The organism is Mesorhizobium sp. WSM1343 (assembly GCF_055901535.1).
On record NZ_CM148370.1, the window covers coordinates 1,258,759 to 1,284,020 of the forward strand.

At 63.5% G+C, this 25,262-nt stretch carries 25 protein-coding genes and 1 tRNA gene; 20 read left to right on the plus strand and 6 right to left on the minus strand.

Annotation, left to right across the window (positions count from 1 at the left end; genetic code table 11):
* Positions 1-52 precede the first annotated feature (52 nt).
* Together atpD and AC0NIL_RS06020 are read left to right on the plus strand one after the other, a co-directional pair.
* Positions 53-1,645 carry a F0F1 ATP synthase subunit beta gene (gene atpD, locus AC0NIL_RS06015; RefSeq protein WP_024504228.1) on the plus strand — a complete coding sequence of 531 codons (1,593 nt, stop codon included), beginning with the start codon at positions 53-55 and terminating at the stop codon, positions 1,643-1,645.
* Between the two features lie 102 nt (positions 1,646-1,747).
* A complete protein-coding gene (locus tag AC0NIL_RS06020) occupies positions 1,748-2,155 on the plus strand; it encodes a F0F1 ATP synthase subunit epsilon (RefSeq protein ID WP_013529039.1) in 408 nt (135 codons plus the stop codon).
* Positions 2,156-2,206: 51 nt separating this feature from the next.
* Here the strand turns inward: AC0NIL_RS06020 and AC0NIL_RS06025 are convergent, their stop codons facing one another.
* On the minus strand, positions 2,207-3,727 hold the full coding sequence (locus tag AC0NIL_RS06025) for a mannitol dehydrogenase family protein (RefSeq protein ID WP_275953508.1): 1,521 nt from the start codon (positions 3,725-3,727) through the stop codon (positions 2,207-2,209).
* Positions 3,728-3,822: 95 nt separating this feature from the next.
* On the opposite strand from AC0NIL_RS06025, the gene uxaC reads away from it, so the two are divergent.
* From uxaC to AC0NIL_RS06065, 8 genes are all read left to right on the plus strand, one after another.
* Positions 3,823-5,283: a glucuronate isomerase gene (uxaC, locus tag AC0NIL_RS06030; RefSeq protein WP_275953509.1), complete on the plus strand. Its 1,461-nt coding sequence runs from the start codon at positions 3,823-3,825 to the stop codon at positions 5,281-5,283.
* Positions 5,284-5,315: 32 nt separating this feature from the next.
* Positions 5,316-6,293, plus strand: coding sequence for a TRAP transporter substrate-binding protein (locus AC0NIL_RS06035; RefSeq protein WP_024504231.1), 978 nt, complete (start codon positions 5,316-5,318; stop codon positions 6,291-6,293).
* 59 nt (positions 6,294-6,352) lie between these two features.
* A complete protein-coding gene (locus AC0NIL_RS06040; protein WP_013529043.1) occupies positions 6,353-6,880 on the plus strand; it encodes a TRAP transporter small permease in 528 nt (175 codons plus the stop codon).
* Positions 6,881-8,161 (plus strand): TRAP transporter large permease, encoded by a 1,281-nt coding sequence (locus AC0NIL_RS06045; protein ID WP_013529044.1) that lies wholly within the window; start codon positions 6,881-6,883, stop codon positions 8,159-8,161.
* Between the two features lie 104 nt (positions 8,162-8,265).
* Entirely contained in the window at positions 8,266-9,039 is a 774-nt protein-coding gene (locus AC0NIL_RS06050; RefSeq protein ID WP_013529045.1) for a FadR/GntR family transcriptional regulator, read from the plus strand.
* Positions 9,040-9,061: 22 nt separating this feature from the next.
* Positions 9,062-9,913, plus strand: a complete 852-nt coding sequence (gene kduI, locus AC0NIL_RS06055; RefSeq protein ID WP_013529046.1) for a 5-dehydro-4-deoxy-D-glucuronate isomerase — start codon at positions 9,062-9,064, stop codon at positions 9,911-9,913.
* On the plus strand, positions 9,910-10,668 hold the full coding sequence (gene kduD / locus AC0NIL_RS06060; protein ID WP_127367430.1) for a 2-dehydro-3-deoxy-D-gluconate 5-dehydrogenase KduD: 759 nt from the start codon (positions 9,910-9,912) through the stop codon (positions 10,666-10,668). Before kduI ends, kduD begins: the two co-directional genes overlap by 4 nt.
* A gap of 66 nt (positions 10,669-10,734) precedes the next feature.
* Positions 10,735-11,070 carry a cupin domain-containing protein gene (locus AC0NIL_RS06065; protein ID WP_013529048.1) on the plus strand — a complete coding sequence of 112 codons (336 nt, stop codon included), beginning with the start codon at positions 10,735-10,737 and terminating at the stop codon, positions 11,068-11,070.
* A gap of 271 nt (positions 11,071-11,341) precedes the next feature.
* Here the strand turns inward: AC0NIL_RS06065 and AC0NIL_RS06070 are convergent, their stop codons facing one another.
* Positions 11,342-12,763: a coniferyl aldehyde dehydrogenase gene (locus AC0NIL_RS06070; protein WP_473572925.1), complete on the minus strand. Its 1,422-nt coding sequence runs from the start codon at positions 12,761-12,763 to the stop codon at positions 11,342-11,344.
* Between the two features lie 447 nt (positions 12,764-13,210).
* Here AC0NIL_RS06070 and AC0NIL_RS06075 point away from each other — a divergent pair, with 447 nt between their 5' ends.
* Together AC0NIL_RS06075 and recQ are read left to right on the plus strand one after the other, a co-directional pair.
* Complete coding sequence (locus tag AC0NIL_RS06075) at positions 13,211-13,873, plus strand: sulfotransferase family protein (RefSeq protein WP_224674615.1); 663 nt, start codon at positions 13,211-13,213, stop codon at positions 13,871-13,873.
* On the plus strand, positions 13,873-15,714 hold the full coding sequence (recQ, locus tag AC0NIL_RS06080) for a DNA helicase RecQ (protein ID WP_063169445.1): 1,842 nt from the start codon (positions 13,873-13,875) through the stop codon (positions 15,712-15,714). The genes AC0NIL_RS06075 and recQ overlap by 1 nt, the downstream gene beginning before the upstream one ends.
* Positions 15,715-15,990: 276 nt before the next feature.
* On the opposite strand, the gene AC0NIL_RS06085 is transcribed toward recQ, so the two are convergent.
* The gene (locus tag AC0NIL_RS06085; protein ID WP_275953512.1) at positions 15,991-16,887 is read right to left on the minus strand and encodes a LysR family transcriptional regulator; all 897 of its coding nucleotides are present in this window, start codon (positions 16,885-16,887) and stop codon (positions 15,991-15,993) included.
* Positions 16,888-17,164: 277 nt separating this feature from the next.
* On the opposite strand from AC0NIL_RS06085, the gene AC0NIL_RS06090 reads away from it, so the two are divergent.
* Positions 17,165-17,899: an SDR family NAD(P)-dependent oxidoreductase gene (locus AC0NIL_RS06090; protein WP_275953513.1), complete on the plus strand. Its 735-nt coding sequence runs from the start codon at positions 17,165-17,167 to the stop codon at positions 17,897-17,899.
* Positions 17,900-17,973: 74 nt separating this feature from the next.
* A complete protein-coding gene (locus AC0NIL_RS06095; RefSeq protein WP_275953514.1) occupies positions 17,974-18,573 on the plus strand; it encodes an NADPH-dependent F420 reductase in 600 nt (199 codons plus the stop codon).
* Here AC0NIL_RS06095 and AC0NIL_RS06100 read toward each other — a convergent pair.
* On the minus strand, positions 18,557-18,949 hold the full coding sequence (locus AC0NIL_RS06100) for a hypothetical protein (protein ID WP_275953515.1): 393 nt from the start codon (positions 18,947-18,949) through the stop codon (positions 18,557-18,559). The genes AC0NIL_RS06095 and AC0NIL_RS06100 overlap by 17 nt on opposite strands.
* A 273-nt stretch (positions 18,950-19,222) precedes the next feature.
* Positions 19,223-19,312: transfer RNA gene (locus tag AC0NIL_RS06105), tRNA-Ser, on the minus strand.
* A gap of 404 nt (positions 19,313-19,716) precedes the next feature.
* Here AC0NIL_RS06105 and AC0NIL_RS06110 point away from each other — a divergent pair.
* The 4 genes from AC0NIL_RS06110 (at position 19,717) to AC0NIL_RS06125 (ending at position 22,024) form a co-directional block, all read left to right on the plus strand.
* Positions 19,717-20,397, plus strand: a complete 681-nt coding sequence (locus AC0NIL_RS06110; protein WP_013529062.1) for a 50S ribosomal protein L21 — start codon at positions 19,717-19,719, stop codon at positions 20,395-20,397.
* Positions 20,398-20,494: 97 nt separating this feature from the next.
* A complete protein-coding gene (gene rpmA, locus AC0NIL_RS06115; protein WP_013529063.1) occupies positions 20,495-20,764 on the plus strand; it encodes a 50S ribosomal protein L27 in 270 nt (89 codons plus the stop codon).
* A 120-nt stretch (positions 20,765-20,884) separates the two neighbouring features.
* Entirely contained in the window at positions 20,885-21,472 is a 588-nt protein-coding gene (locus AC0NIL_RS06120) for a GNAT family N-acetyltransferase (protein ID WP_024502874.1), read from the plus strand.
* A 3-nt stretch (positions 21,473-21,475) separates the two neighbouring features.
* Positions 21,476-22,024 (plus strand): GNAT family N-acetyltransferase, encoded by a 549-nt coding sequence (locus tag AC0NIL_RS06125; RefSeq protein WP_473572926.1) that lies wholly within the window; start codon positions 21,476-21,478, stop codon positions 22,022-22,024.
* 7 nt (positions 22,025-22,031) lie between these two features.
* Here AC0NIL_RS06125 and AC0NIL_RS06130 read toward each other — a convergent pair whose 3' ends face one another.
* The gene (locus AC0NIL_RS06130) at positions 22,032-22,901 is read right to left on the minus strand and encodes an endonuclease/exonuclease/phosphatase family protein (protein ID WP_013529066.1); all 870 of its coding nucleotides are present in this window, start codon (positions 22,899-22,901) and stop codon (positions 22,032-22,034) included.
* 134 nt (positions 22,902-23,035) lie between these two features.
* Here AC0NIL_RS06130 and obgE point away from each other — a divergent pair, with 134 nt between their 5' ends.
* Both obgE and proB read left to right on the plus strand, forming a co-directional pair.
* Positions 23,036-24,067: a GTPase ObgE gene (obgE, locus tag AC0NIL_RS06135; RefSeq protein ID WP_013529067.1), complete on the plus strand. Its 1,032-nt coding sequence runs from the start codon at positions 23,036-23,038 to the stop codon at positions 24,065-24,067.
* Between the two features lie 4 nt (positions 24,068-24,071).
* Positions 24,072-25,262: a glutamate 5-kinase gene (gene proB / locus AC0NIL_RS06140; RefSeq protein WP_127368023.1), complete on the plus strand. Its 1,191-nt coding sequence runs from the start codon at positions 24,072-24,074 to the stop codon at positions 25,260-25,262.

Below are 25,262 nucleotides of genomic sequence, written 5' to 3' on the forward strand. Positions count from 1 at the left end.
TTGCCCGCGACCGGACCGCGTGAGAAACAAAGGACGAAAAAGGGTAAAGACGATGGCGAAAGCAGCGACCCCCCAGAAGGCAGCCCCCAAGGCCGCAGCCGCGAAGGCAGCAGCCCCCGCGAAGGCGGCAAAGGCTCCAGCAGCAGCCGCGAAGGCGGCCCCGGCCAAGGCAGCAGCACCGGCGAAGACCGCAGCTGCCAAGACATCGGCAGTGGCCAGCAAGGCAACCGGCGTTGTCGGCAAGGTCCGCCAGGTCATCGGCGCCGTCGTCGACGTGCAGTTCGGCGATCACCTGCCGGCGATCCTGAACGCGCTCGAGACGACCAATGTCGGCAACCGTCTGGTGCTCGAAGTCGCCCAGCACCTGGGTGAAAACACCGTGCGCTGCATCGCCATGGACTCGACCGAAGGTCTGGTTCGCGGCCAGGAAGTGCGTGACACCGGCGCGCCGATCACCGTGCCGGTCGGCCCGGGCATGCTCGGCCGCATCATCAACGTCATCGGCGAGCCGGTCGACGAAGAAGGCCCGGTCGACGCTATCGAAATGCGCTCCATCCACCAGCCGGCTCCGACCTATGTCGAGCAGTCGACGGAAGCCCAGATCCTGATCACCGGCATCAAGGTGCTCGACCTCCTGGCTCCCTACGCCAAGGGCGGCAAGATCGGCCTGTTCGGCGGCGCCGGCGTCGGCAAGACCGTGCTGATCCAGGAACTGATCAACAACATCGCCAAGGCGCATGGCGGCTATTCGGTGTTCGCCGGCGTCGGCGAGCGCACCCGCGAAGGCAACGATCTCTATCACGAGTTCATCGAATCCGGCGTCAACAAGAAGGGCGGCGGCGAAGGCTCCAAGGCCGCACTCGTCTACGGCCAGATGAACGAGCCGCCGGGCGCGCGCGCCCGCGTCGGCCTGACCGGCCTGACGGTTGCGGAGTATTTCCGCGACCAGGGCCAGGACGTGCTGTTCTTCGTCGACAACATCTTCCGCTTCACGCAGGCTGGTTCGGAAGTGTCGGCTCTGCTCGGCCGTATTCCTTCAGCCGTGGGCTATCAGCCGACGCTCGCCACCGACATGGGCGCGCTGCAGGAACGCATCACCACCACCACCAAGGGCTCGATCACGTCCGTGCAGGCGATCTACGTGCCCGCCGACGACTTGACCGATCCGGCGCCGGCGACCTCGTTCGCCCACCTTGACGCGACCACGACGCTGAACCGCGCCATCGCCGAAAAGGGCATCTATCCGGCGGTCGATCCGCTGGATTCGACCTCGCGCATGCTCGACCCGCTGGTCGTCGGCGACGAGCATTACGGCGTCGCGCGCCAGGTGCAGTCGATCCTCCAGCGCTACAAGTCGCTGCAGGACATCATCGCCATCCTGGGCATGGACGAGCTGTCGGAAGAGGACAAGCAGACCGTGGCCCGCGCCCGCAAGATCGAGCGCTTCCTGTCGCAGCCCTTCTTCGTCGCCGAAGTGTTCACCGGCGCGCCGGGCAAGCTGGTCGACCTCGCCGACACCATCAAGGGCTTCAAGGGCCTCTGCAACGGCGACTACGATCACCTTCCGGAAGCTGCCTTCTACATGGTCGGCGGCATCGAGGAAGCGGTCGAGAAAGCACAGCGCCTCGCGGCTGAAGCGGCGTAATCAAGCGAATAGCGAATAGGGAGTAGCGAATAGGGAATATGGGCCGGCGAATTCTTCTTCTGACTACTCGCTGCTCGCTATTCGCTATTCGCTAAATTGATCATGGCTGAAGCTTTCAAGTTCGAACTGGTCTCGCCGGAGCGCCTGCTTGTTTCCGAGCAGGTTGAATCCGTCGTCATTCCGGGCGCCGAAGGCGAGATGACCGTGATGGCGCATCACGCGCCGGTGATGACCACGATCAAGCCGGGCGTCGTCACCGTGAAGACCGCAGCGGGCGGCGAAGAGCGCTATGTGGTGTTCGGCGGCTTCGCCGACATCGTTCCGGCCGGCTGCACGCTGCTGGCGGAATCGGCTGTCGCGGTGAAGGATGTCGACCGCGCCGATCTCGCGCGCCGCATCCAGGAAGCCAAAGAAGACGCCACTGATGCCAAGGACGACGAGGCGCGCAGCAAGGCGGAACAGTTCCTTAGCCAGCTCACCACGCTGGAAGGCGCCATCCTGCCGGCTTGAAATTCGGTTCGATGAAAGAGTAAAAAGCGGGGCCTTGCCTCGCTTTTTTGTTTAAATGCCCAAGGCTGCGAAAGCCAATGTCGGGCCGTCTCGTCGCAGGTGGACGAGATGCACGGCCACGAGCTCGATCAAGGTCTGGCGCTCGGCATGGTCCCTGGCGAAGCCGGCGAGGTCGAACACCGCGGTCACGGTTTCGTTCGCCGGCAGTTGCTCGCCCAAAAGTGCCGTCAACGCCGCGTCGAGCGGATCGGTGAAATGGCCCTCCGGCAAGGTTTTTCCTCGTGCGGCGCAAGCAGCGATCCAGGCAGCCACCACCAACGTGAGATGGACCAGCTCGGTACCGGCTTCTAGACATTCGATGGCGGAAGCGACGATGCGCTGCGGCAATTTCTGGCTGCCGTCATTGGCGATCTGAGCCGTACGGTGGGCAAGTGCAGTGTTGGAAAAACGCTCAGCGAGCTCCGCGGTATAAGCGCTCGTGTCGAGTCCGGCATCCTCGGGCAGGGTCGGGATGGCTTCGGCCCACAATGCATCGACGAATTGCCGGATCGCCGGGTCGGCGAAGGCGCGGTCGACGGTGGCATGACCGCTGAGCAGGCCAAGGTAGGCGATGGCCGAATGCGAGCCGTTGAGCAGCCTGAGCTTCATGTCCTCGAACGGGCCGACGTCGCGAACCATGGTGACGCCGAACTGTTCCCAGTCCGGGCGGCCCGCTGGGAAATTGTCTTCGACCACCCATTGGCAGAACGGCTCGGTCATGACAGGCCAAGCGTCCTCGGCACCGAGTTCTTCAGCGATCCGCGCCCGATCGGCATCGGTGGTTGCCGGCACGATGCGGTCGACCATGCTTGAAGGAAAGGCGACCTGATGGGCGATGTGGTCGGCGATTCTAACGTCGCTCTTCACGCCATGCTTGGCATCGCGCAATTCGGCGAATTCGGTCAGCAGCCGATGCAGCGTGGCGCCGTTGGCCGGCAGATTGTCGCAACAGAGCACGGTAAAGGGCGGCGTGCCGGCGGCGCGTCGCCGGGCAAGCGCCTCGGTTAGGAAACCATGCGCTGTCTTCGGCATCTGCGGATTGGCCAGATCATGGGCGATATCGGGATGAGCAGCGTCCAATCCGCCGCCAGCCGCCCTCAGATAGGCCTTTTCGGTGATCGTAAGTGTGACGATGCGGGTGCGCGGATCGGTCAGCGCGGCCAGTACCGCGCCCGGATCCTCCGGCGCCACCAGCATCGCGGTAATCGAGCCGATGACCTGAAGTTTTTCGGTTCCACTGCTTCTGATCGCCAGCGTGTAGAGCCCATCCTGCGGCGTGAGTGCGTCGCGCGTGTCGGCGCTGCGCAGCGAAACGCCTGTTATGCCCCAATCCGTCTCGCCGGCCGCCAGGCAATCGTCGACATAGGCGGCCTGGTGGGCGCGATGGAAGGCGCCGACGCCAAGATGCACGATGCCCGGGACGATGCGGCTGCGGTCGTACGAAGGCGTCGCGATCGAAGCCGGCAGTGCGCGCACCGTCTTCGTGGAAAGGCGTTCGGTGGTCGTGGTGCGACTGGTCTGGTCGGATGACATGAGTGGCCTCGGCAGGGATCGGCAAAGCGGCGTAACATTCGATTTCCCGCCACACAATGGGCCGAAAAGTCATCATACAACAATCTAATTTTTGTATGTTGACATTATTCCTTGCCGCCCCTACCGATTGCGGCCCTGGGAGGATTGCCGTGCCACTGACCGATGCGGATCTGCTGTTTCCCGCCGATGCGCATTCGCGCTCGGTTGCCCGCGATCTCTATGCCGGGATCAAGGACCTGCCCCTGGTCAGCCCGCATGGCCACACGGATCCGCGTTGGTATGCGCTGAACGAGCCTTTTACGGATCCGGCGCAACTGCTCATCGTTCCGGATCACTACATTTTCCGCATGCTGTTCAGCCAAGGCATCCGCCTTGAGGATCTCGGCGTGGCGACGCTGGACGGCGCGCCTGTCGAGACAGACGGCCGGACGATCTGGCGTCGTTTTGCCGAGCACTATTATCTGTTTCGGGGCACACCGACCCGGCTGTGGTTCGATCATGTGCTTGCCGATCTGTTCGGCATCGACGAGCCGCTGACCGCAGCGACCGCCGACCGCCACTACGACGCCATCGCGACGCTGCTGCAGTGGGAGAATTTCCGCCCGCGCGCCCTGTTCGAGCGCTTCAACATCGAGGTCATCGCGACCACGGAAGGCGCGCTCGACGATCTCAAATGGCACCAGATGATCCGCGACAGCGGCTGGCAGGGCCGTGTGGTCACCGCTTATCGGCCGGATGCCGTCGTCGATCCCGACTTCGAGGGGTTTTCAACCAATCTCGACCGGCTCGGCGAGATCACCGGCTGCGACACCGGCAGCTGGGCAGGCTATCTCGATGCGCATCGCCAGCGGCGCGCCTTCTTCAAAAGCTTCGGCGCGACCTCGTCCGACCATGGCCATCCGACGGCCGAGACCGCCAATCTTTCGGATGCTGCAGCGCGGGAGCTGTTCAATCGCGTTCGCCGTGGCTCCGACGACGAGCGCGAACGGAAACTGTTCCGCGCCCAGATGCTGACCGAGATGGCCAAGATGAGCCTCGACGACGGGCTGGTGCTGCAGATCCATCCCGGCTCCTGGCGCAATCATTCGTCGGCTTTTTTCCAAAAATTCGGCCGCGACAAGGGTTTCGATATCCCGACCCGGACCGACTATGTCACGGCGCTGAAGCCACTGCTCGACTGCGTCGGACTTGAGCGCGACCTCACAATCGTTCTCTTCACGCTCGACGAAACAAGCTATGCGCGCGAACTGGCGCCACTCGCCGGTGTCTACCCGGCGCTGAAGCTCGGGCCGGCCTGGTGGTTCCACGACAGCCCGGAAGGCATGCGGCGCTTCCGCGAGATGACCACCGAGACCGCCGGCTTCTACAACACCGTCGGCTTCAACGATGACACCCGTGCCTTTCCCTCGATCCCGGCGCGCCACGATGTGGCACGGCGGGTCGACTGCGCGTTCCTGGCGCGTCTCGTCGCCGAGCATCGGCTGCGCGAGGACGAGGCGCATGAGCTGGCGCGGGAGCTTGCCTATACACTTGCGAAAAAGGCCTACCGGCTCTGAGCCGGGCGTTTTGGTTTCATAGGGAGGAAGTCATGTTGCATCTTTCGAAATTGACGGCAGTAACATTCGTTTTCGGCTCGTTGCTGGTCGGCATCGCCAACGCCGAAACCGTGCTGCGGTCGTCCGATACCCATCCCGACGGCTATCCAACCGTCGAAGCGGTCAAATATATGGGCGAGCTGATCAAGCAGCGCACCAATGGCCGCTATTCGGTCGAGGTCTATCATTCGGCGCAGCTCGGCGAGGAGAAGGACACGATCGAGCAGACGCAAACCGGCGTCATCGATCTCAACCGCGTCTCGATGGGGCCGTTCAACGGCATCGTTCCGCAAACCGCGGTGCCGTCGCTGCCCTACATGTTCCGCTCCGTCGAGCATATGCGCCATGTCATGGACGGGCCGATCGGGGACGAGATCCTGAAAGCCTTTGAGACTCACGACCTTGTCGGTCTCGCCTTCTACGATTCCGGGGCACGCTCCTTCTACAACACCAAGAAGGACATCACCTCGATGGCCGACATGAAGGGCATGAAGTTCCGCGTCATCCAGTCCGACGTGTTCGTCGACATGGTCAATGCGTTGGGCGCCAACGCCACGCCGATGGCCTATGGCGAGGTCTATTCGGCTTTGCAGACAGGCGTCATCGACGGCGCCGAGAACAACTGGCCGAGCTTCGAATCCGCCAAGCATTTCGAGGTCGCCAAGCATTACACGCTCGACCAGCACCAGATCGTGCCAGAGGTTCTGGTGATGTCGAAGGCGAGCTGGGACAAGCTCGCCCCGGAAGACCAGGCGATCGTGCGGCAGGCGGCCAAGGACAGCGTCGTCAAGATGCGTGAATTGTGGGACGCGCAGGAGAAGAAGTCGCGCGACATCGTCGAGAAAGCCGGCGTCAAGGTCAGTGAGATCGACAAGCAGCCGCTGATCGATGCGATGAAGCCGGTCTACGAGAAATATCTCTCGACCCCCGAGTTGAAAGATCTCGCCGCGCGCATCCAGGCGACCAAATAATCCGTTCGCGGCAATGGTGGCGCGAGCTTGCGCGCCACCGTCCAGGGGGAAGCGCGCATATGAAACCATTCTGGCTGGCAATAGAACGGCTGCTGTCACGGCTGGCGAGGCTTGCGCTGTGGGTCAGCGGCATCGGACTGACGCTGATGACCGTGATCATCTTCTGGCAGGTGTTCTCACGCTATGTGCTCAACAGTTCGCCAAGCTGGACGGAACCCTTCTCGGTGATTTTGATGGGGTGGTTCATCTTTTTGGGCGCGGCCGTCGGTGTCCGCGAACGCACGCATCTGGGCTTCGATGTGCTGCTCTATTTCCTGCCGCCCGCCGCAAAGGCGGTACTGCGCAGCATTTCGGATGTCGTCGTGCTCGCCTTCGGTCTCGGCATGATCGTCTACGGCGCCCAGCTCACCCGGCTGACATGGAACACGGTGATGCCGTCTCTCGCTTTCCCGGGCGGCGTCAGTTTCCTGCCGGTCATCCTGGGCGGCGCGCTTGTCTGCCTGTTTTCGCTCGAGCGGCTTGCCGGGCGGTTTGCCGGACTGCCGGTCGATGCCGATCAATACGCCACGGGCGAGGAGGGTCTCTAGATGGCATTGACGGTTCTGTTCGGCACCTTCGTCTTTCTTCTGATCATCGGCACACCGATCGCCTTCTGCCTCGGTGTCGCCAGCTTCGCCACGGTTCTGGTGCTGGGGCTGCCGCCGCTGGTGGTGTTCCAGCGCCTCAACTCCGGTGTCAGCGTGTTTTCGCTGATGGCCATCCCGTTCTTCATCTTCGCCGGTGACCTGATGGTGCGCGGCGGCATTGCCGCTCGCCTTGTTGCGCTCGCCGGGGCGTTGGTCGGCCACCTGAGAGGCGGGCTCGGCCAGGTCAACATCGCCGCCTCGACCATGTTCGGCGGCATTTCCGGCTCGGCGGTGGCCGATGCCTCGGCGGTCGGCGGGCTGATGATCCCGCAGATGAAGGCGCGCGGCTACGGCGTCGATTATGCTGTCAACATCACTTCAGTCGGCGCCATCATTGCGCTGCTGATACCGCCTTCGCACAACATGATCATTTATTCGATTTCGGCCGGCGGCCGGATCTCGATCGCCGATCTGTTCACCGCCGGCATCATACCGGGCCTGCTGCTGGCGCTATCTCTGATGGTCACGGCCTATTGGGTCGCCAGCCGCCGCGCCTATCCGACCGAGCCGTTCGCCGGCTTCGGCAGGGCGCTGCAATTGCTCGTTGCCGCAATTCCCGGGCTGATCCTGATCGGCATCATCTTCGGCGGCGTTCGCTCCGGCGTCTTCACCGCCACCGAAAGCTCCTGCATCGCCATCGTCTATGCTTTCCTGGTGACCCTGCTGATCTATCGCTCAATGAGCTGGAACGACTTCGTCACCGCGACCACCGCTGCCGTGCGCACAACCGCGATGGTGCTGATGATCATCGGCTGCGCCGCCGCCTTTGGCTGGCTGCTGGCCTATCTCAGGGTGCCGGCCGCTCTGGTCGCCTTCCTGCAGTCGGTATCCGACAACAAGCTGGTCATCCTGCTGTTGATCAACGTCGTGCTTCTCATCCTCGGCACGTTCATGGACATGTCGCCGCTGATCATCATCACCACGCCGATCTTCCTGCCGGTGGTCATGGCCTACGGCGTCGATCCGGTGCATTTCGGCGTGATCCTCATTCTCAATCTCGGCATCGGCTTGTGCACACCGCCGGTGGGGGCCGTGCTGTTCGTCAGCTGCGCGATCGGTCGGATCCCGATCTGGACGGCGATGCGTTCGATCTGGCCATTCTATGGGGCGGCTTTCGCTGTGTTGATGCTTGTCACCTACGTGCCGGAAATTTCGTTGTGGTTGCCGCACCTGTTCCACTAGAGCAGTTCACGGGAACGGCGAACTGCTCTAACCCTTTGTTTTGACGCAATTCCGGACGGAAACCGTTTCACATTTTTCCTGGAATTGCTTTAGGAGACCATCACGTGTCCGCTGCATCCGCCGATCTCAAGGTCGAGAGAAAACCCAAGCTGTCGGAGACCGTCGTTGCGGCGATCCGCAAGCAACTGCAGGCGGGCGAAATCCTGCCTGGCCACAAATTGCCGACCGAGGGCCAGCTGACCGAGACCTTCGGCGTCAGCCGCACCGTCATCCGCGAGGCGCTGGCCAAGCTTGCCGCCGACGGCCTGGTCGAGCCGCGTCAAGGCGCCGGCGTCTTCGTCACCGAGCATCTCTCGACGATGTTCGGAGCGCTTGCCGCCGACATGGGAGCCAAGGATTCGATCGCGCTCAACGTGCTCGAGGTACGCCTGGCAATCGAGATCGAGTCGGCCGGGATCGCCGCTATTCGCCGCAACGCCGCGCAGGAGGCGGCGATCCAGGAAGCCTTCTTCGAATTCGAGCGGCTGCTGCTTGCCAGCGAGCCGACCGGCCCGGCCGACCTCGCCTTCCACCGCGCCATCGCCAGCGCGACCAACAACCCATTCTATGTCGAGATGCTCGACGTGCTCGGCCGGCGCGCCATTCCGTGCGACGTGACCTCGCCCTGGTCGACCGAACTGGCGCAATCCGACAGCTACCAGCGCGGGCTGCAGCGCGAACATCTGGTGATCCTCAATGCGATCACATCGGGCGATGCCGAAGCGGCGCGCGAGGCAATGCGCGCGCACCTCACAGCCAGCCAGCAGCGCTACCGCGAGCGCCTGCATGCGCGTCAGGCTTTCTATGCCAGTTCGGTCAGGGCCGCCGCCGGCGAATGACCCATTTCAAGTCAGGACGAAAATGAGCCAGAGCCATACCGATTACACATCCCGCTTTGCCATAGACCCGGTTGCCGCCGCGGCGATGGGAACCGATGAACTCCGTCACAATTTCCACATTGACGGCCTGTTCCAGTCCGGCCGCATCAGCCTGACCTACACCCACTACGACCGCATGATCGTCGGCGGCGCCGTGCCGATAGGCTCGCCGCTCCAACTGGAGGCGATCAAGCCGACCGGCACCAAAGGTTTCCTCGACCGGCGCGAGTTGATCGCCGTCAACATCGGTGGCGTGGGCGTCATCACGACCGGCGGCCAGTCCTTCGAATTGCAGGCGCGCGACATGCTCTATCTCGGCATGGGCACACAGGATGTGTCCTTCGCCTCAGCGGACGAGGGGGCGCCGGCGAAGTTCTATCTGCTCAGCGCGCCGGCGCATCTGGCTCATCCCAGCCGGCTGATCCGCATCGGCGATGCAAAGCGCCTCGATCTTGGCAGCAAGGATGCCTGCAACGAGCGTTCGATCTTCCAGTTCATCCATGCCGATGGCGCAAAGACCTGCCAGCTGGTGGTCGGTATGACCCAGCTGGCGCCGGGCTCTATCTGGAACACCATGCCTTGCCATGTGCATGACCGGCGCATGGAGGCCTATCTCTATTTCGACCTGGCCGAGACGGCGCGCGTCTTCCACTTCATGGGCGAGCCGGACGAAACGCGCCATATCGTCATGGGCAACGAAGAGGCCGTGCTGTCGCCGGGCTGGTCGATCCACTCCGGCGCCGGCACTTCCAATTATGCGTTCATCTGGGCGATGGCCGGCGACAATGTCGACTACACCGATGTCGACCCGGTGGCGTTAGGCGATCTGCGGTGAGCGACCCCTTCAGCCTTGCCGGAAAACGTATCCTGGTCACCGGCGCCAACACCGGCATCGGCCAGGGCATCGCCGTATCGATCGCACGCGCCGGCGGCACGGTGATCGGCGTCGGCCGCTCGTCGATGGACGATACGGCAAGAAAAATCGCAACGATGGGCGGGCAATTCGAGGCGGTGAGCGCCGATCTTGCCGACACGTCAGCCGCCGGCCCCTTGCTCGACCGCGTCTGGGACAAAAGCGGCCCGCTCGACGGGCTGGTCAACAATGCCGGCATCATCCGGCGCGCCGATGCCGTCGATCTCAGCGAGGCCGATTGGGACGACGTCATGGATGTCAATCTGAAGGCGGTTTTTTTGCTCTGCCAAAGCTTTGCCAGGCGTGCCTTGGCCGCTGAGCGGAAAGGCAAGATCGTCAACATTGCCTCGGTGCTGAGCTTCCAGGGCGGCATTCGCGTGGCGTCCTACACCGCCTCGAAGCATGGCGTGCTGGGCATCACCCGGCTGCTTGCCTGCGAATGGGCGCAAAAAGGCATCAACGTCAACGCTATCGCGCCAGGCTATATCGAAACCAACAACACGCAGGCGCTGCGCGCCGATCCCGACCGCAGCGCCGCTATCCTGGCGCGCATCCCGGCCGGCCGCTGGGGCGAGGCGGGCGACATTGGCGATGCCGCCGTCTTCCTGCTGGCGCCGGCGTCCAACTACATGCATGGCGCGGTGGTGCCGGTGGATGGTGGCTGGCTGGCACGCTAGGTTTTGACGCAATTCCGAACGGAAACCGTTTCACACTTGTCCTGGAATTGCTCTGAGGAGACGACGATGACCGCAAAGATCTTCGCGCATGCCGGCGAGGGCGCCTGGACGGCGACACCGGACGGCAACAGGCGCCGCATTCTCCTGCACACTGACGAGTTGATGCTGGTCGAATTCGGCTTCGACAAGGGTGGCGTCGGCGCCCTGCATTCGCACCCGCACGTCCAGGCAAGCTATGTCGCCGAAGGCCGCTTCGAGGTGACCATCGACGGTCGGACCGAGATCGTTGGGACGGGCGGAAGTTTCATCGTGCCGTCGGGCCTGGTGCACGGCGTCAAGGCGCTGGAAGCGGGGCGGCTGGTCGACAGCTTTACGCCGCACCGGGCCGATTTCCTCGGCTAGAGCATTTCACCGTTTCACGGAAACGGCGAGCTGCTCTAACTCTTTGTTTTGACGCAATTCTAGACGGAAAACCGCTTCACACTTTTCCTGGAATTGCTCTAACGAGGGGTAAGAGATCGAGCGGGAATGACCCGCACCCCAGAAAGAGGCGCGGGTCTGTTGCCTGGGCGCTTGTGGCGCCGCGGTACTCAAGACATCACCGCAGGATGAGGACCCTGCCGCACCGTGGTGAAGATAGTCTTAATGCACCGGGGCTGCGTAGCTCGGTCGGTCAGGTGATGTGCCGCAGGAGGCTGAAAAGCCGTTCGAACGTCTTGCCGTAGGGCGGGCGCAGCAGGCTTCCCGCGCTCAGCCGCGACTGCATGAAAACCGGTTTCTCCTTGCTGAAGGTGCGAAATCCCCATTCGCCGTGATAGGCGCCCATGCCGCTGGCGCCGACGCCGCCGAAGGGCTGGTTTTCCTGTACCAGATGCAGCATGCAGTCGTTGACGGTGACGCCGCCGGCGACCGTCTCATGCAGGATGCGTTGACGGTTGCCGCTGTCGCGGCCGAACCAGTAGAGTGCCAGCGGGCGGTCGGCCCCGTTCACATGGGCGATCGCCTCGTCGATCCCGGTGTATTCTACGATGGGCAGCACCGGCCCAAAGATCTCTTCGCGCATCAGCCGCAGGCTTGCGCCGGCATTGCGGACCAGGGTCGGCGGTAGTTTCCGGCTGGTGGCGCCGAGTTCCTCGCGGGCCGGGTTGATTTCGGTGATGTCGGCGCCGGCATCACGCGCCTCAGTGATCATGTCGCGCAGGCGTTGGTGATGCCGGTCGCTGATGATGGCGGTATAGTCGGGGTTGTCGCGTAGAGTCGGGTAGAGCTTAGCGATCGCCGTTGCGAGCCTGGCAGCGACCGTGCCTGCTTGCCCCTTCGGCACCAGAAGATAATCCGGCGCGATACAGGTCTGCCCGGCATTCAACAGCTTACCGTAGGCAATGCTCGATACTGCCGCGTCGAGGTCGCATGACGGATCGAAGATTGCCGGCGACTTGCCGCCCAGTTCGAGCGTGACCGGGGTCAGATTGGCGGCCGCGGCGATCGCGACCTGGCGTCCGACCGCGGTCGAGCCGGTGAACAGCAAATGATCGAAAGGCATCGACACGAAGGCCTTTCCCATCTCCGCATCGCCGCTGATGACGCTGAGCTCATCGGCTGCGAAATGCTCGGCAACGAGTTTGGCCAGCAGCGCGGAAAATGCCGGCGTCAATTCGGAAGGTTTGATGAGCACGCGGTTGCCGGCCGCGAGTGCCGCGATGACCGGCGCGACGGCGAGCTGGAAAGGATAATTCCAGGGCGACACGATGCCGATGACACCGAGCGGCTGCGGGATGAGGCGATTTCTGCCGGGCAGGAACGGCATGGTGGTGGCAACGCGGCGTTCGCGCATCCAGCCCCTGAGGTGCGACAGCGCGTGGCGGATGCCGGCACGTACGACGAACAGTTCCGCAAGACGCGTCTCATGCGCGGAACGGCCGCCAAAGTCGGTGTCGATGGCGGTGCAGATGTCGGCTTCATGCCGCTCGGTCAGCGCGAGCAGGCGTTTGAGGCGATCCTTGCGAACGTCAAAGTTGGGGAAAGACTGCGCCTCGAAGGCGGCGCGCTGCAGGTGGAACCGCTCGCCGAGAACATTCTGTCTGGTCTGCAGCATCGCGCCCTCCCTGGCTTGCCGGACGGAGCTTACATCGTGGTGCGTGGCGGAATCCAGCGGGGTGCAGGTGTCCTAGGGGAAGCTGCTTTCGGATGTGCACGGCATCCGGCTGGCAAGCGCCGATGGCCCCATCAACGGCAGGTTCCTGCAAAGGGGGCGTTGTGGTTGGATGACGGCTGCGCTACTCCAAAGCGTCACGCCAGAGAGTCGTCTTGACCGGTTTCCACATCCTCTCCAGTCTACGAAATTCCAGCCCGGTGTCCGCCTGATGCTGATGTCGGCGACGAGCATCTTGGCCATGGACCCCAAGCGGCGCGTTCCGCGCCGCGCGGCCCAGCGGAATTGCGGATGAAGGGCGCTCACAGGCTTGAGGCTGCGTTTGGAGCGGCTGCGCGAAGGGTTGTGCGGGAGTTTCTGCGGTTCGTGCCGCTGTCTCTGAGACAGCGCATGCAAAGACGCACATATGCACGCGCGACGCCCGCCAACAGAATTTTCATTTCGGGCTGCGCACGCAGCGGGACGACGCTGACACAGCGGCTGATGAGGTGTTTCGAGGACATTTTCGTCCATCCGCCCGAAGCGCGATACGCAATGCTGGACATGTTGGACCGGCCGGAATCGAACCTCGTCGTCAAGCGCGATGCGCGCGGTTTTGCGCATCTGGCGAAGCTACCGACCTCCATCGGCTTGATCTATTGCGTGCGCCATCCATTCGACACGCTGACAAGTTCGCATCCGCAAACACGCAACCAGCGTCGGTTCCACGTCACGCCGCAACGCTGGCTGACCGAATACGACGCGCTGATCCGGCTGAAGAAGGCACAACCGCACCGGCAGATCCTTTTCGTCCGCTACGAAGACATGATCGGCGCGCCCGATGCGCAGCAGGACAGAATCGCGCAGTCATTCGGACTGACACCGCGCATTCGTTTCAGCGAGGACCCGGACAATCCGATCCGGGTGGCTTCGTTGAGAAAATGGGAACGGAATGAAGAATTCAGGACCTATCTCGGCGGCCTGCCCCCGGCATTTCTCGCCCGCGTCCAACGTTTCTGCGCCGAGTTCGGCTATGACATGCCAATAAGCACGCCGACCGTGGACGCGCGGTGATGCAGGCACCGGCGGCCCTCGCGACAGAAGAGCTGGATCCCAAGCGGCGCGTGCTGAAGGACGTGTTCGGCTTCGATGATTTTCGCCCCGGGCAGGCCGATGTCATGGACGCGTTGCTGGCCGGGCGTCATGTGCTGGCTGTCATGCCGACTGGTGCCGGCAAATCGCTCTGCTACCAGGTGCCGGCGCTTGTCCTGGGCGGGCTCACCATTGTCGTTTCGCCGCTGGTGGCGCTGATGCAGGATCAGGTCGCCGCCTTGCGGCTTGCCGGCGTGGCCGCCGATACGATCAATTCCTCGATCGACCGCGATGCCAATATTGCCGCATGGCGTCGCGTCGCCTCGGGCCAGACGCGCCTGCTCTATCTCGCGCCGGAGCGGTTGATGACCGAACGGATGCTCGAGGCGCTGGCCAGGCTCGATATCAGCCTGATCGCCGTCGACGAGGCGCATTGTATCTCGCAATGGGGGCCGGCGTTCCGGCGCGAATACGAGGACCTGTCGCGTCTGCGCGGCATCTTTCCCAGCGTGCCGATCATCGCGCTGACGGCAACGGCGGACGAAGGCACGCGCACCGACATCGAATCCCGGCTGTTTGCCGAGCGCGTCGAGACCCTGGTGCTGGGCTTCGACCGGCCGAACATCAAGCTTGCCATCGAGGCCAAGCAGGACAGCAAGCGCCAATTGCTGCGCTTCGTCGAGCGCCATCCCGGCCGCAGCGGCATCGTCTATTGCCTGTCGCGCAAGAAGACGGAGGAGATGGCGGCCTTCCTCGAGAAGAACGGCGTCACCGCGCTCGCTTATCACGCCGGCATGAGCAAGGAGGCGCGTGACGCCAACCAGAACAGCTTCATGACCTTGTCCGGCGTCGTCATGGTGGCGACCATCGCCTTCGGCATGGGCATCGACAAGCCTGACGTCGCCTATGTCTTCCACACCGACATGCCGGGCAGCCTGGAGGCCTACTACCAGGAGATAGGCCGCGCCGGCCGCGATGGGCGGGACGCCGAGGCGCATATGCTGTTCGGCCTGGGCGATATCCGCATGCGCAGGTTGTTCATCGACGACGAGGATGCGCCGCCCGAGCACAAGAGGCGCTCGCATGGCCGGCTCGACACGCTGATAGGCTATTGCGAGACGGCGCAGTGCCGCCGCCAGGTGCTGCTCGGCTATTTCGGCGAGGAAGCGCAGCCCTGCGGCAATTGCGACACCTGCCTCGACCAGGCACCGCGCGCCGATGGCGGAGCCGAGGCTCGGATCATCCTGACGGCGATCGCCCAGAGCGGTGAGCGTTTCGGTGCCGGTCATGTCATCGACATCCTGCTCGGCCATGAAACCGAGAAGGTGCTTGCCAGGAACCACCAGAGGCTCACGAGTTTCGGCAGTGGTCTGGCGCACAAGAAGGATTTCTGGCTATCGCTGATCCGGCAACTCGTCGCCGGCGGGTTCCTGATGCCGGATCCGGCCGGTCATGGCGGCCTCGCCATCGCCGAAAAGGGTCATGCGCTTGGCCGTGGCGAGGTGCCGTTCCATTATCGTGTCGAGGTACGCAGCCGCGCCTTGCGCGGCAAGATGCGCTCCGGGCAGGATCTCGGGCAGTCGGCTGTGGACACCGGGCTACTGGCCGCGCTCAAATCCTTGCGCCTGCGGCTCGCCAAGGAGCGCCAGGTGCCGGCCTATGTGGTGTTCTCGGATCGCACGCTGATCGACATGGCCGAGCGCCGCCCGCACGATCTCGACGCCTTCGCCGAAGTGAATGGGGTTGGGGCGGCAAAGCTCAAGGAATTCGGCCAGGTTTTTCTGAGTGCGATTGCCGAGCACCGGTCGGGTGAGGCGGCCTGAGGTCAGATCAGCGACTGGTCACGCGCCGTGAAGCAGAGGGATCTTCGGAGAAGGCATCCGTTCCGAAACCTCCTGTGCCGCCGCCGCCCATTCCTCCACCGCCCATGCCCCCCAGGGACCGATTAGTTCAACGTTTTCTGGCCGGCCGGTCGACAGATCAGGCCCAGACTGAGGCGTGCATCGACTTCATGGCCGAGCATTTGCAACCGCAATAGATGCCGCTGTCCGCTTGCAGGCACCTATCCACTGCAAGCGTCGCGGGCGACCCGCCGGGCGTCAGTCGCGCGATGTGGACAGTCCCGCGAGAAGCGGAGCGTAGGCGGCGAGCCTGCGGGATACGAACTCAGTGAAGAGCCGAACGCGCTTCGTCTTGCGTGTCTCCCCATGTGTGAGAAGCCAGAGCGTTCCGTACAGGTGCAGGTCGGTGCCCGGCACCCTCACCAGCAGGGGGTCGGCATCTCCGACGAAGCACGGCAGTGTCGTGATCCCGAGACCTTGCCGTACGGCAACGATCTGCGCCTCGGCGTCCGTGATCCTGAATGGAACTCCCGTGGTGCCAACCTCACCCGCGCTGGCCCACTCTGGAATTCCATGAACGCTTATGACGATCCACCGGATGGCATCAGGTGCGCCCGCACGCCACGCGGCCAGGCGGTCGCGGGACATGTAGACGCCGCCAAACACCTCCGCTCCCTTCAGGCCGTGAAGATTGAGCGGCAGGGTTTTGCGGTCGTAGACGACGCGGATCGCCACGTCGGCCTCTCGGTTGGTCAGATTTGCCAGCTCGCCGGACGACAAGATTTCCATCTCGATGTCTGGATGCAGGTGCGCGAAATCGGCGAAGTCCGGCATGAGCAGGTGCGTCGCGAGGGGCGGTGCCAGCGTCACCCGCAGAAGTCCGCGTACGCCCTGGTCGCGCCCGAAGACGCGCGTCTCCAGCTGGTGCGACGACGCTTCCATCTGGTTCGCGAGCTCGAGGACCTCCTCGCCCGCAGCGGTCAGGCGGTAGCCTGAAGGCAGCTTTTCGAACATTTGCGCCCCGAGGCGTTCCTCAAGCTGTGCGATGCGTCGCAGCACGGTCGAGTGATTCACCCCGAGCTGCGCGCCGGCAGCCCGCACCGAGCCTCCGCGTGCGACGGCTAGAAAGTAGCGAACGTCATCCCAGTCGATCATGGTGCAATCCGGCACCGCGCGGTGCGCCTTCCAAAGCCCGTATCTAACACATCCTACAGCAGTAGGGGCGGGATATCGTGGCTTGTGTCGACAAGGGCGACGCTATTCCGAACGGCGGACACGGATCGTCGCGGGCTGGCGTCAATCCTGAAAGCGGATCGATTCTGCACCACCGATGTGCGCGCTTCCGCACTCACCGCGCGACCCCGGCGGGCCCATCTAGAGGTTCTCGGGGCGTCCCCGAACGACCAAAGACAGAGCCTGGAAGGATTAAGTCATGGGAAAACTGGATGGTAAGGTTGCGGTTATAACGGGTGGTGCCACCGGCATCGGCCTCGCCGCTGCAAAGCGCTTCATCGAGGAGGGCGCCTTCGTCTTCATCTTCGGCCGCCGGCAGGAAGCGCTAGACGCCGCTGTGGCCGAGCTCGGGCCCAATGCCCGCGCGGTGAAGGGCTCGGTCTCGGATGAGGCCGACCTCGATCGGCTCTACGCGGCGGTGAAGGCCGAGCGCGGAACCCTCGACATCATCTTCGCCAACGCCGGGGTGGGAAGCCTGCTTCCGCTCGGCAAGCTCACCGCCGGGCACATTGACGAGACCTTCAACACCAATGTGAAGGGTACGATCTTCACGGTCCAGAAAGCGCTGCCGCTGATGGGCGAGGGCGGTTCGATTATCCTGACCGGATCGAGCGCCGGCACCACGGGCGCGCCCGCATTCAGCGTCTATAGCGCGAGCAAGGCGGCCGTGCGCAACCTCGCGCGGACCTGGGCGGAAGACTTGAAAGGCACCGGCATCCGGGTAAACGTGCTGTCGCCCGGGCCGACGGCGACCGAACTCGCGAAGGCAGCGATAGGCGAGGAGGGCTTGATGGTCTTCGCCTCGATGAATCCGCTTCAGCGTATGGCCGATCCAGCGGAGATCGGGGCGGCGGCTGCGTTTCTCGCGTCGCCCGACAGCAGCTTCATGACTGCCAGCGAGGTCGCCGTCGACGGGGGCTTGGCGCAAATCTGACCCGCTACGCCCCGCCGTTCATTCCATTCGATATCCCGAGCCCGCAGGGCCTGGTAAACTGAAGGAGAGTATACATGAGCTACGCAATTATCGGCTTCGGCAAGATCGGCCAGGCTCTTGCCAAGGCATTTGCCCGCAAGGGCCTCGAAGTGTCCGTGGCAACCACGCGCGACCCGGAAAGCTTTGCATCCGACGCGGCCGCGATCGGACCCACGATCATCCCGAAAACACTGGCGGACGCCGTCAAGGCGGACATCATCTTTTTGGCTGTCCGCTTTGAATCGTACCCGGATGTCGCGAAGGCGCTGCCAAGCTGGGAAGGCAAGACGATCATCGACGCGACGAACGTGTTTCCAGTCCCCGAAGAGCTGGACGGTCTGCCGTCCTCCGCCTTCGTCGCGAAGGCGTTCACCGGCGCCAAGCTCGTCAAAGGCTTCAATCACCTGATTGCGGCCACCCTGGCTGCCGATCCGATCGTCGAGGGCGGGCACCGGGTCGTCTTTCTGTCGAGCGACGACGAGGACGCGATCGCTCCCGTGGCGGCATTGGCCAAACAACTCGGGTTCGCACCGGTCAAGCTGGGGAAGCTCAACGAGGGCGGCACGCTGGTGCACGCACGCGGCCGCACTTGGGGCCAGCTGATCTTCCAGGACCTGCTCAAGAAGGAGCAGTAACGGATTTATCGTGCGCCGACAGAGTGGCAGGCGTACGATGCCGGCCACATCGTCGGCAACGAGCCAAGCGCGCGAAGTGACGTGCTTGAAAGCTTACATCTGCCTGGGATCCTTCGGCCGACATGTGCCGGCCCCCCCATGCTTCATAGTTGCAAAAGCTGATGTCCCAGCCGGCATCGCGTCTTTTGGAAGTTGCCTCACGACCGCCCGCGCGGATGGGGCCGAAGCCACCCCAACTGCCATCCGAGCCTTTGTAATTTCCCATGACGCGATAATTGCAGTTGTTCACGACGACGTTGCCGTCCATCGACACGCATGCCGATACGACAGTGGAAAGGCTGAAGAAAGCTGCGATGGCGAGAGAGGCTTTGCGCATCGTGGTCTCCTAACTGGGTTCGGCGAACCAACCGTTACGAGATCGTGGGCCGGGCCTCTTCCCCATTTGGGCTAAAGCGGCTGGTAAATTCACAGCGGCATGGCTGCGCTTGCGGACAGAAGCGATGTGCGGAGATGCCGGATGGGCCTGCCCATCGCCGAAGCTTTACGGCCTCCGCGAAGGCCAGAGTGTCCCGGCTCGAGCGGCTTTGTCCTATTGGCTGCGCGATATGCGGCAGGCGGCCCAGGAAATGTCCGGTTTTCTCGGGATCGATGGCGGAGAGGGAGGGATTCGAACCCCCGATGGGCTTGCACCCATGCCGCATTTCGAGTGCGGTGCATTCGACCACTCTGCCACCTCTCCGCGGTCATGGTCGGCCGTTGCCGGCGCGGCGCACTAGATAACGGCTGAACGGGCAGGTTACAAGGCCAATCCGTCAGTTATTTGGCTTGCCGGGCAAGCAGCGGATTCGCGACGGTTCAGCGGCGGCGAGGCCTGGGTAGGTTGGTAACCAGTCACGCGTGCTTGCCTCGACGACGGTCACGTCGTGCAGTCGTGCTGACACGCTCGATCCTTCGGCCGCCAACAACAGTCCCGACAACAGCTGTTTGCCTTGACTCGCACTCAACCTTCGGTTAGGGACAGCGCGCAATCGGCGTGGAGGGTTCTTCCGCGCCGCTTGTTTTTTGAACCCGCAGACTGACAAAAAGACGGCTGAACCGCCAGAGGCGGCTCATCAAGGCCGACCGAACAGCGAAAGGCAAAAAATGTTCGCAGTCATTAAAACGGGTGGCAAGCAGTATCGCGTTGCCGCCAACGATCTCCTGAAGATCGAAAAACTCGAAGCCGCTGTCGGCGATATGGTCGAGATCGGCCACGTCCTCGCACATGGCGAAGGCGAGAATGTCACGTTCGGCGCGCCGTTCGTCGACGGCGCGGTGGTCACCGCCGAAGTCGTCGAGCAGGGCAAGAACCGCACCGTCATCGCCTTCAAGAAGCGCCGCCGGCAGAATTCGCGCCGCAAGATCGGCCATCGCCAGCTTTTGACCACCGTGCGGATTTCCGAGATCCTGCTGGGTGGCGCCAAGCCGACGAAGACGGCAGCGGTCAAGGCGCCGAAGAAGGTGAAGGCCGAGGCCGCCACCGAGGTGCAGGCGGAAGCCGCGCCGAAGAAGGAGCCCAAGGCCAAGGCAGCCGAGACAAAGGCAGCCGAGACCGCGGCAGCGCCGCTGTTCAAGGCGCCCAAGGGTGAGCCGGACGATCTGACCGTGATCAAGGGCATCGGCCCGGTCGCAGCCAAGGATCTCAACGAGCAGGGCATCATCACCTTCGCGCAGCTCGCCAAGCTGACCGACAAGGATGTCGCCAAGATCGACGAGCACATGCCCTTCAGCGCCGACCAGATCAAGGACTGGCGCGAGCAGGCCAAGGAATTGGCGGCGAAGTAATTTTCTGGCGACCAGGTCGCCGGATCGGACTTGAAACGGAACGCGAACGCGTTCATAAGGCCTTTTAGGCGCCTTGCGGCGCAACGGAGTTAGTTAGATGGCACACAAGAAAGCTGGCGGCTCGTCGCGCAACGGTCGCGACTCGCATTCCAAGCGTCTGGGCGTGAAGAAGTTCGGCGGCGAAGCCGTCATCCCGGGCAACATCATCATTCGTCAACGCGGCACCACGTGGCATCCCGGCGTCAATGTCGGCATGGGCACGGACCATACGCTTTTTGCGCTCGAGACTGGCGCCGTGACGTTCAACAAAAAAGCCAACGGCCGAACCTACGTATCGGTCAACCCGATTGCCAAAGCCGCGGAGTAGCCGGTTCCGCACTAGAACACCGGCGCCCATCTCGGGAACCGGTGTCTGGCAAAGCCAGGAAAAGGATCAGGGGAGATGGGTTTCCATCTCCCCTTTTTCTTGTGCCTGGAGGACTTTCAAATGGTTGCCGAAGCGGAAGACTCAGAAGACGAAAGTTACGCGATAGATTGCCCGGTGCTGGTCACCGAGCGGCTGGTGATGCGGGCGCCCCACGAGGGCGATATCGCGCAGCTGGTCGAGCTTGCCGACAACCGCCATGTCGCCGAAATGCTGGCACGCATGCCGCACCCCTATGGCGAGGCCGAGGCGCGCGCTTTCCTGGCCATGACCAAATCGCGCCGGGCCGGCATTGCTTATGCCCTGACGCTGGCCGGCACCGACACCTTCGTCGGTTGCGCCGGCCTCAACACCACCGATCGCGGGCTGGAGCTCGGTTACTGGATCGGCGAGCCGCACTGGAAGAAGGGCTATGCGACGGAAGCAGCGCACGCGCTGGTCGATCTCGCCTTCCAGAGGACGTCGATCCAGGTCCTGCATGCCTCGACGCGGGTCATCAATCCGGCCTCGCGCCGCGTCATCCACAAGTGCGGGTTCCAGTATGCCGGCCAGGGCATGCTGAACTCGATCGTCGCCGGCCAGGTTCCCGTCGAGCGCTACCGGCTCGATCGCAAGACCTGGACCAGCCTGCGGAACTGGGTGCATTTCTGATGGATGACGACGGTCAAACCAATGGTCGACAGCAGCGATATTGAAACGGCCGCGATCACGCCGATGACGCCTGGGGATATCGAAAGCTTTCATCGCGCGCTCGATGTCGTAGCGCGTGAGCGAAAGTACTTGTCCTTCCTTGAGGCGCCACCGCTGGATCAAGTCAGAAGTTTCGCAATGGACCGTATCGGGAGAGGCGATCCGGGGTTCGTGGCCGTTGTTCGTGGCGAGGTCGTCGGCTGGTGCGACATCTCACGCCATGATCGGCTCATCCATGCCCATCGCGGCTCCCTCGGGATGGGGATTGTTCCTCCCTATCGGGGGCGAGGGCTTGGACTGCGGCTCATCAATGCAACCTTGGCACAAGCGCGCAGGGCCGGTTTCGTCCGCATCGAACTCTCCGTGCATTCCGACAATGCTCGCGCCATCTCTCTCTACGACAAGGTCGGGTTTGTCAGGGAGGGCGTGCAGAGCGATGCCGTCCATATCGACGGGGAATACCGCGATACGATCATGATGGCGATCGTCGAACGCGAAAACGCCGCCAGATGAAAGGCCATCAGCCCAGTTCGACCCATACCGGCAGATGGTCCGAGCCGACTGCCTTTCGGTCGACCCACAGACGCTGCAGGGATCTGGCAAGCGAAGCGCTGGTAAAGATATAATCGATGCGCTTGTGCCGGCTGGGATCGGTGGGTTGCTTGGGATCGACCCAACTGATGAGATCGTCGCCGGTGGCGTTCAGCCGCAAGGCGGCATCGACGGCGAAGTCGGCGGTCAGCGGCATGCCGAATTCATGGTCCGGCCGGCCGGCGAGTTCGACATATTCGGGTGAGCCGGCCAGCATGTTGAAATCGCCCATTCCGACAAAGGCTTCGGGATGCGGCAGTTCCGGCAGGCCGATCTCGGCGACGCCGGACAGTGCTCCGCCTTCGAGCGCATAGTTCAGCATGCGTTGGCGCAGGAACTGGATCTGGCTGGCGCGTTCGAGGGGGCTGCGGTGATCGAGATGGATGGAATAGAAGCGGATGAAACCAAGCGGCGTCTCGATCAGCGCTTCCAGCGCGCCGCGCTGGAAGTTCATCATCTCGAAGCTGCGGCTGCGCGGCAAAAGCAGGTTGCGCGACAGATGAATGGGCGTCCTAGACAGCACCATGTTGCCGAGCTGGAAGGTTTTCGTCACGGCACGGCCGTTGTCGATGTGCGAACCGATATTGGCCTCGAAATTGCTGCCATAGACGGCGAAATAGTCGGGCAGCGCCTCGCCGATCTCGGCGACCATGTCGCGGCCGCCATTCCGAGGATTGTTGCGGGTCACCTCCTGCAAAGCGATCACGTCGGCGCCGCGCACGGCATCGGCGATGCGCCCGACATCGTACTGCCCGTCGAGGCCGATGCCGTACTGGATGTTGTAGGTTACAAGCTTCATTCCGACGTCTCTCCGGCCAACCCCACATGGCCATTGTCACAAAACGGCCTCGCCCTTCGCCGCGCCTTGGTTTAGAGCAAGGGCCAAGGTTTAGAGCAATGCCGCAAAGCCACTAGTAGAAACTGTACAATCTCATGAAATTTCTCGATCAAGCCAAGGTATACATCCGCTCCGGTGACGGCGGCGCCGGTTCGGTGTCGTTCCGGCGCGAAAAATTCATCGAGTTCGGCGGGCCGGATGGCGGCGACGGCGGCCGCGGCGGCGATGTCTGGCTGGAGGCGGTCGACGGGCTGAACACGCTGATCGACTACCGGTATCAGCAGCATTTCAAGGCCAAGACCGGCGTCCACGGCATGGGCCGCAACATGACCGGCGCCAAGGGCGCCGACGTCACGCTGAAAGTGCCTGCCGGAACGCAGGTGTTCGAAGAAGACAACGAGACGCTGATCTGCGACCTGACCGTGGTCGGACAGCGCTTTCTGCTGGCCAAGGGCGGCAATGGCGGTTTCGGCAACCAGCATTTCAAGACCTCGACGAACCAGGCGCCGCGCCGCGCGAATCCCGGCCTGCCGGGGCAAGAGCTCAACATCTGGCTGCGGCTGAAGCTGATCGCCGATGCCGGGCTGGTCGGGCTGCCCAATGCCGGCAAGTCGACATTCCTGGCGGCGGTCACCGCAGCCAAGCCGAAGATCGCCGACTATCCCTTCACGACGCTGCATCCCGGCCTCGGCGTTGCCCGCATCGACGCGCGCGAATTCGTCATCGCCGACATTCCGGGCCTCATCGAAGGCGCGCATGAGGGCGTCGGCATCGGCGATCGCTTCCTTGGCCACGTCGAGCGCACGCGTGTGCTGCTGCATCTGGTTTCGGCGCAGGAGGAAAATCCGGGCAAGGCCTACAAGACCGTGCGAGCCGAGCTCGACGCCTATGGCCATGGCCTCACCGACAAGGTCGAGATCCTGGCGCTTTCCCAGGTCGACACGCTTGACGCCGATGCGCGCAAGAAGAAGGTCGCCTCGCTGAAACGCGCTGCCGGCCGCGCGCCGATGCTGTTGTCGGCGGTCACCGGCGAGGGCGTCGAGGCGGTGCAGCGGGCGCTGATGGCGGTGATTGCTGAGGCGCGCGCGCAGATCGCGGCGCCGGTCGAGACGCGCTGGGACAAATAGGGTCATGCAGTCGCTGAGAAAATATCGGCGCATCACCGTCAAGATCGGCTCGGCGCTGCTCGTCGACCGCACGACGGGCCTGAAGCGCGACTGGCTGGCTTCGCTCGCCGACGACATTGCCGGGCTGGCCCAGGGCGGCGCTGAAATCCTCGTCGTGTCGTCCGGCGCCATCGCGCTTGGCCGCACCATCCTTGGCCTCGGCAAGCGAGCCCTGAAACTGGAGGAGAGCCAGGCGGCGGCAGCCGTGGGACAGATCGCGCTGGCCGGCGCCTGGTCGGACGCGCTCGGCAAGGGCAGCCTGAAATCGGGCCAGATCCTGCTGACGCTCGGCGACACCGAGGAGCGCCGCCGCTATCTCAACGCGCGGGCGACGATCTCGACACTCTTGAAGATGAAGGCAGTGCCGGTCATCAACGAGAACGACACGGTGGCGACTTCCGAAATCCGCTACGGCGACAATGACCGGCTGGCGGCCCGCGTCGCCACCATGATGGGCGCCGATCTTTTGGTGCTGCTTTCCGACATCGACGGGCTCTACACCGCGCCGCCGGCGCGCGACCCCAACGCCAAATTCATTCCGGTGGTCGACCGCATCACGCCTGATATCGAGGCGATGGCGGGTGCGGCCGCTTCCGAGCTGTCGCGCGGCGGCATGCGCACGAAGCTCGATGCCGGCAAGATCGCGACCGCCGCCGGCACCGCGATGATCATCACGTCGGGCACTCGGCTGTCGCCGCTGATGGCGATCGAACGCGGCGAGCGCGCTACTTTCTTTCGGCCGAGCAGCAACCCGGTCAAGGGCTACAAAACCTGGATCGCCGGCCAGCTCGAGCCGGCCGGCCGGCTTACGGTCGATGCCGGCGCCATCGGCGCGCTGCTGTCGGGCAAATCGTTGCTGCCGGCCGGCGTCAAGCTGGTCAGCGGCAATTTCTCGCGCGGCGACACGGTGGCGATCCTGTCGCCCGAGGGCCGCGAGATCGCGCGCGGGCTGGTTGCCTATGATGCCGCCGATGCCGTAAGGATCGCGGGCCTGAAGACGGCCGAGATCGAAACCGTGCTCGGCTACGAGGCGCGTTCGGCGATGATCCACCGCGACGACCTTGTGGTGAGCCATTCGGGTGACCAAGTACGGGCCGGCGACCAAACAGGGGCCGGTGACCAAGTCACGGTTGGTGGCGATGTAAGCGGAGGATGA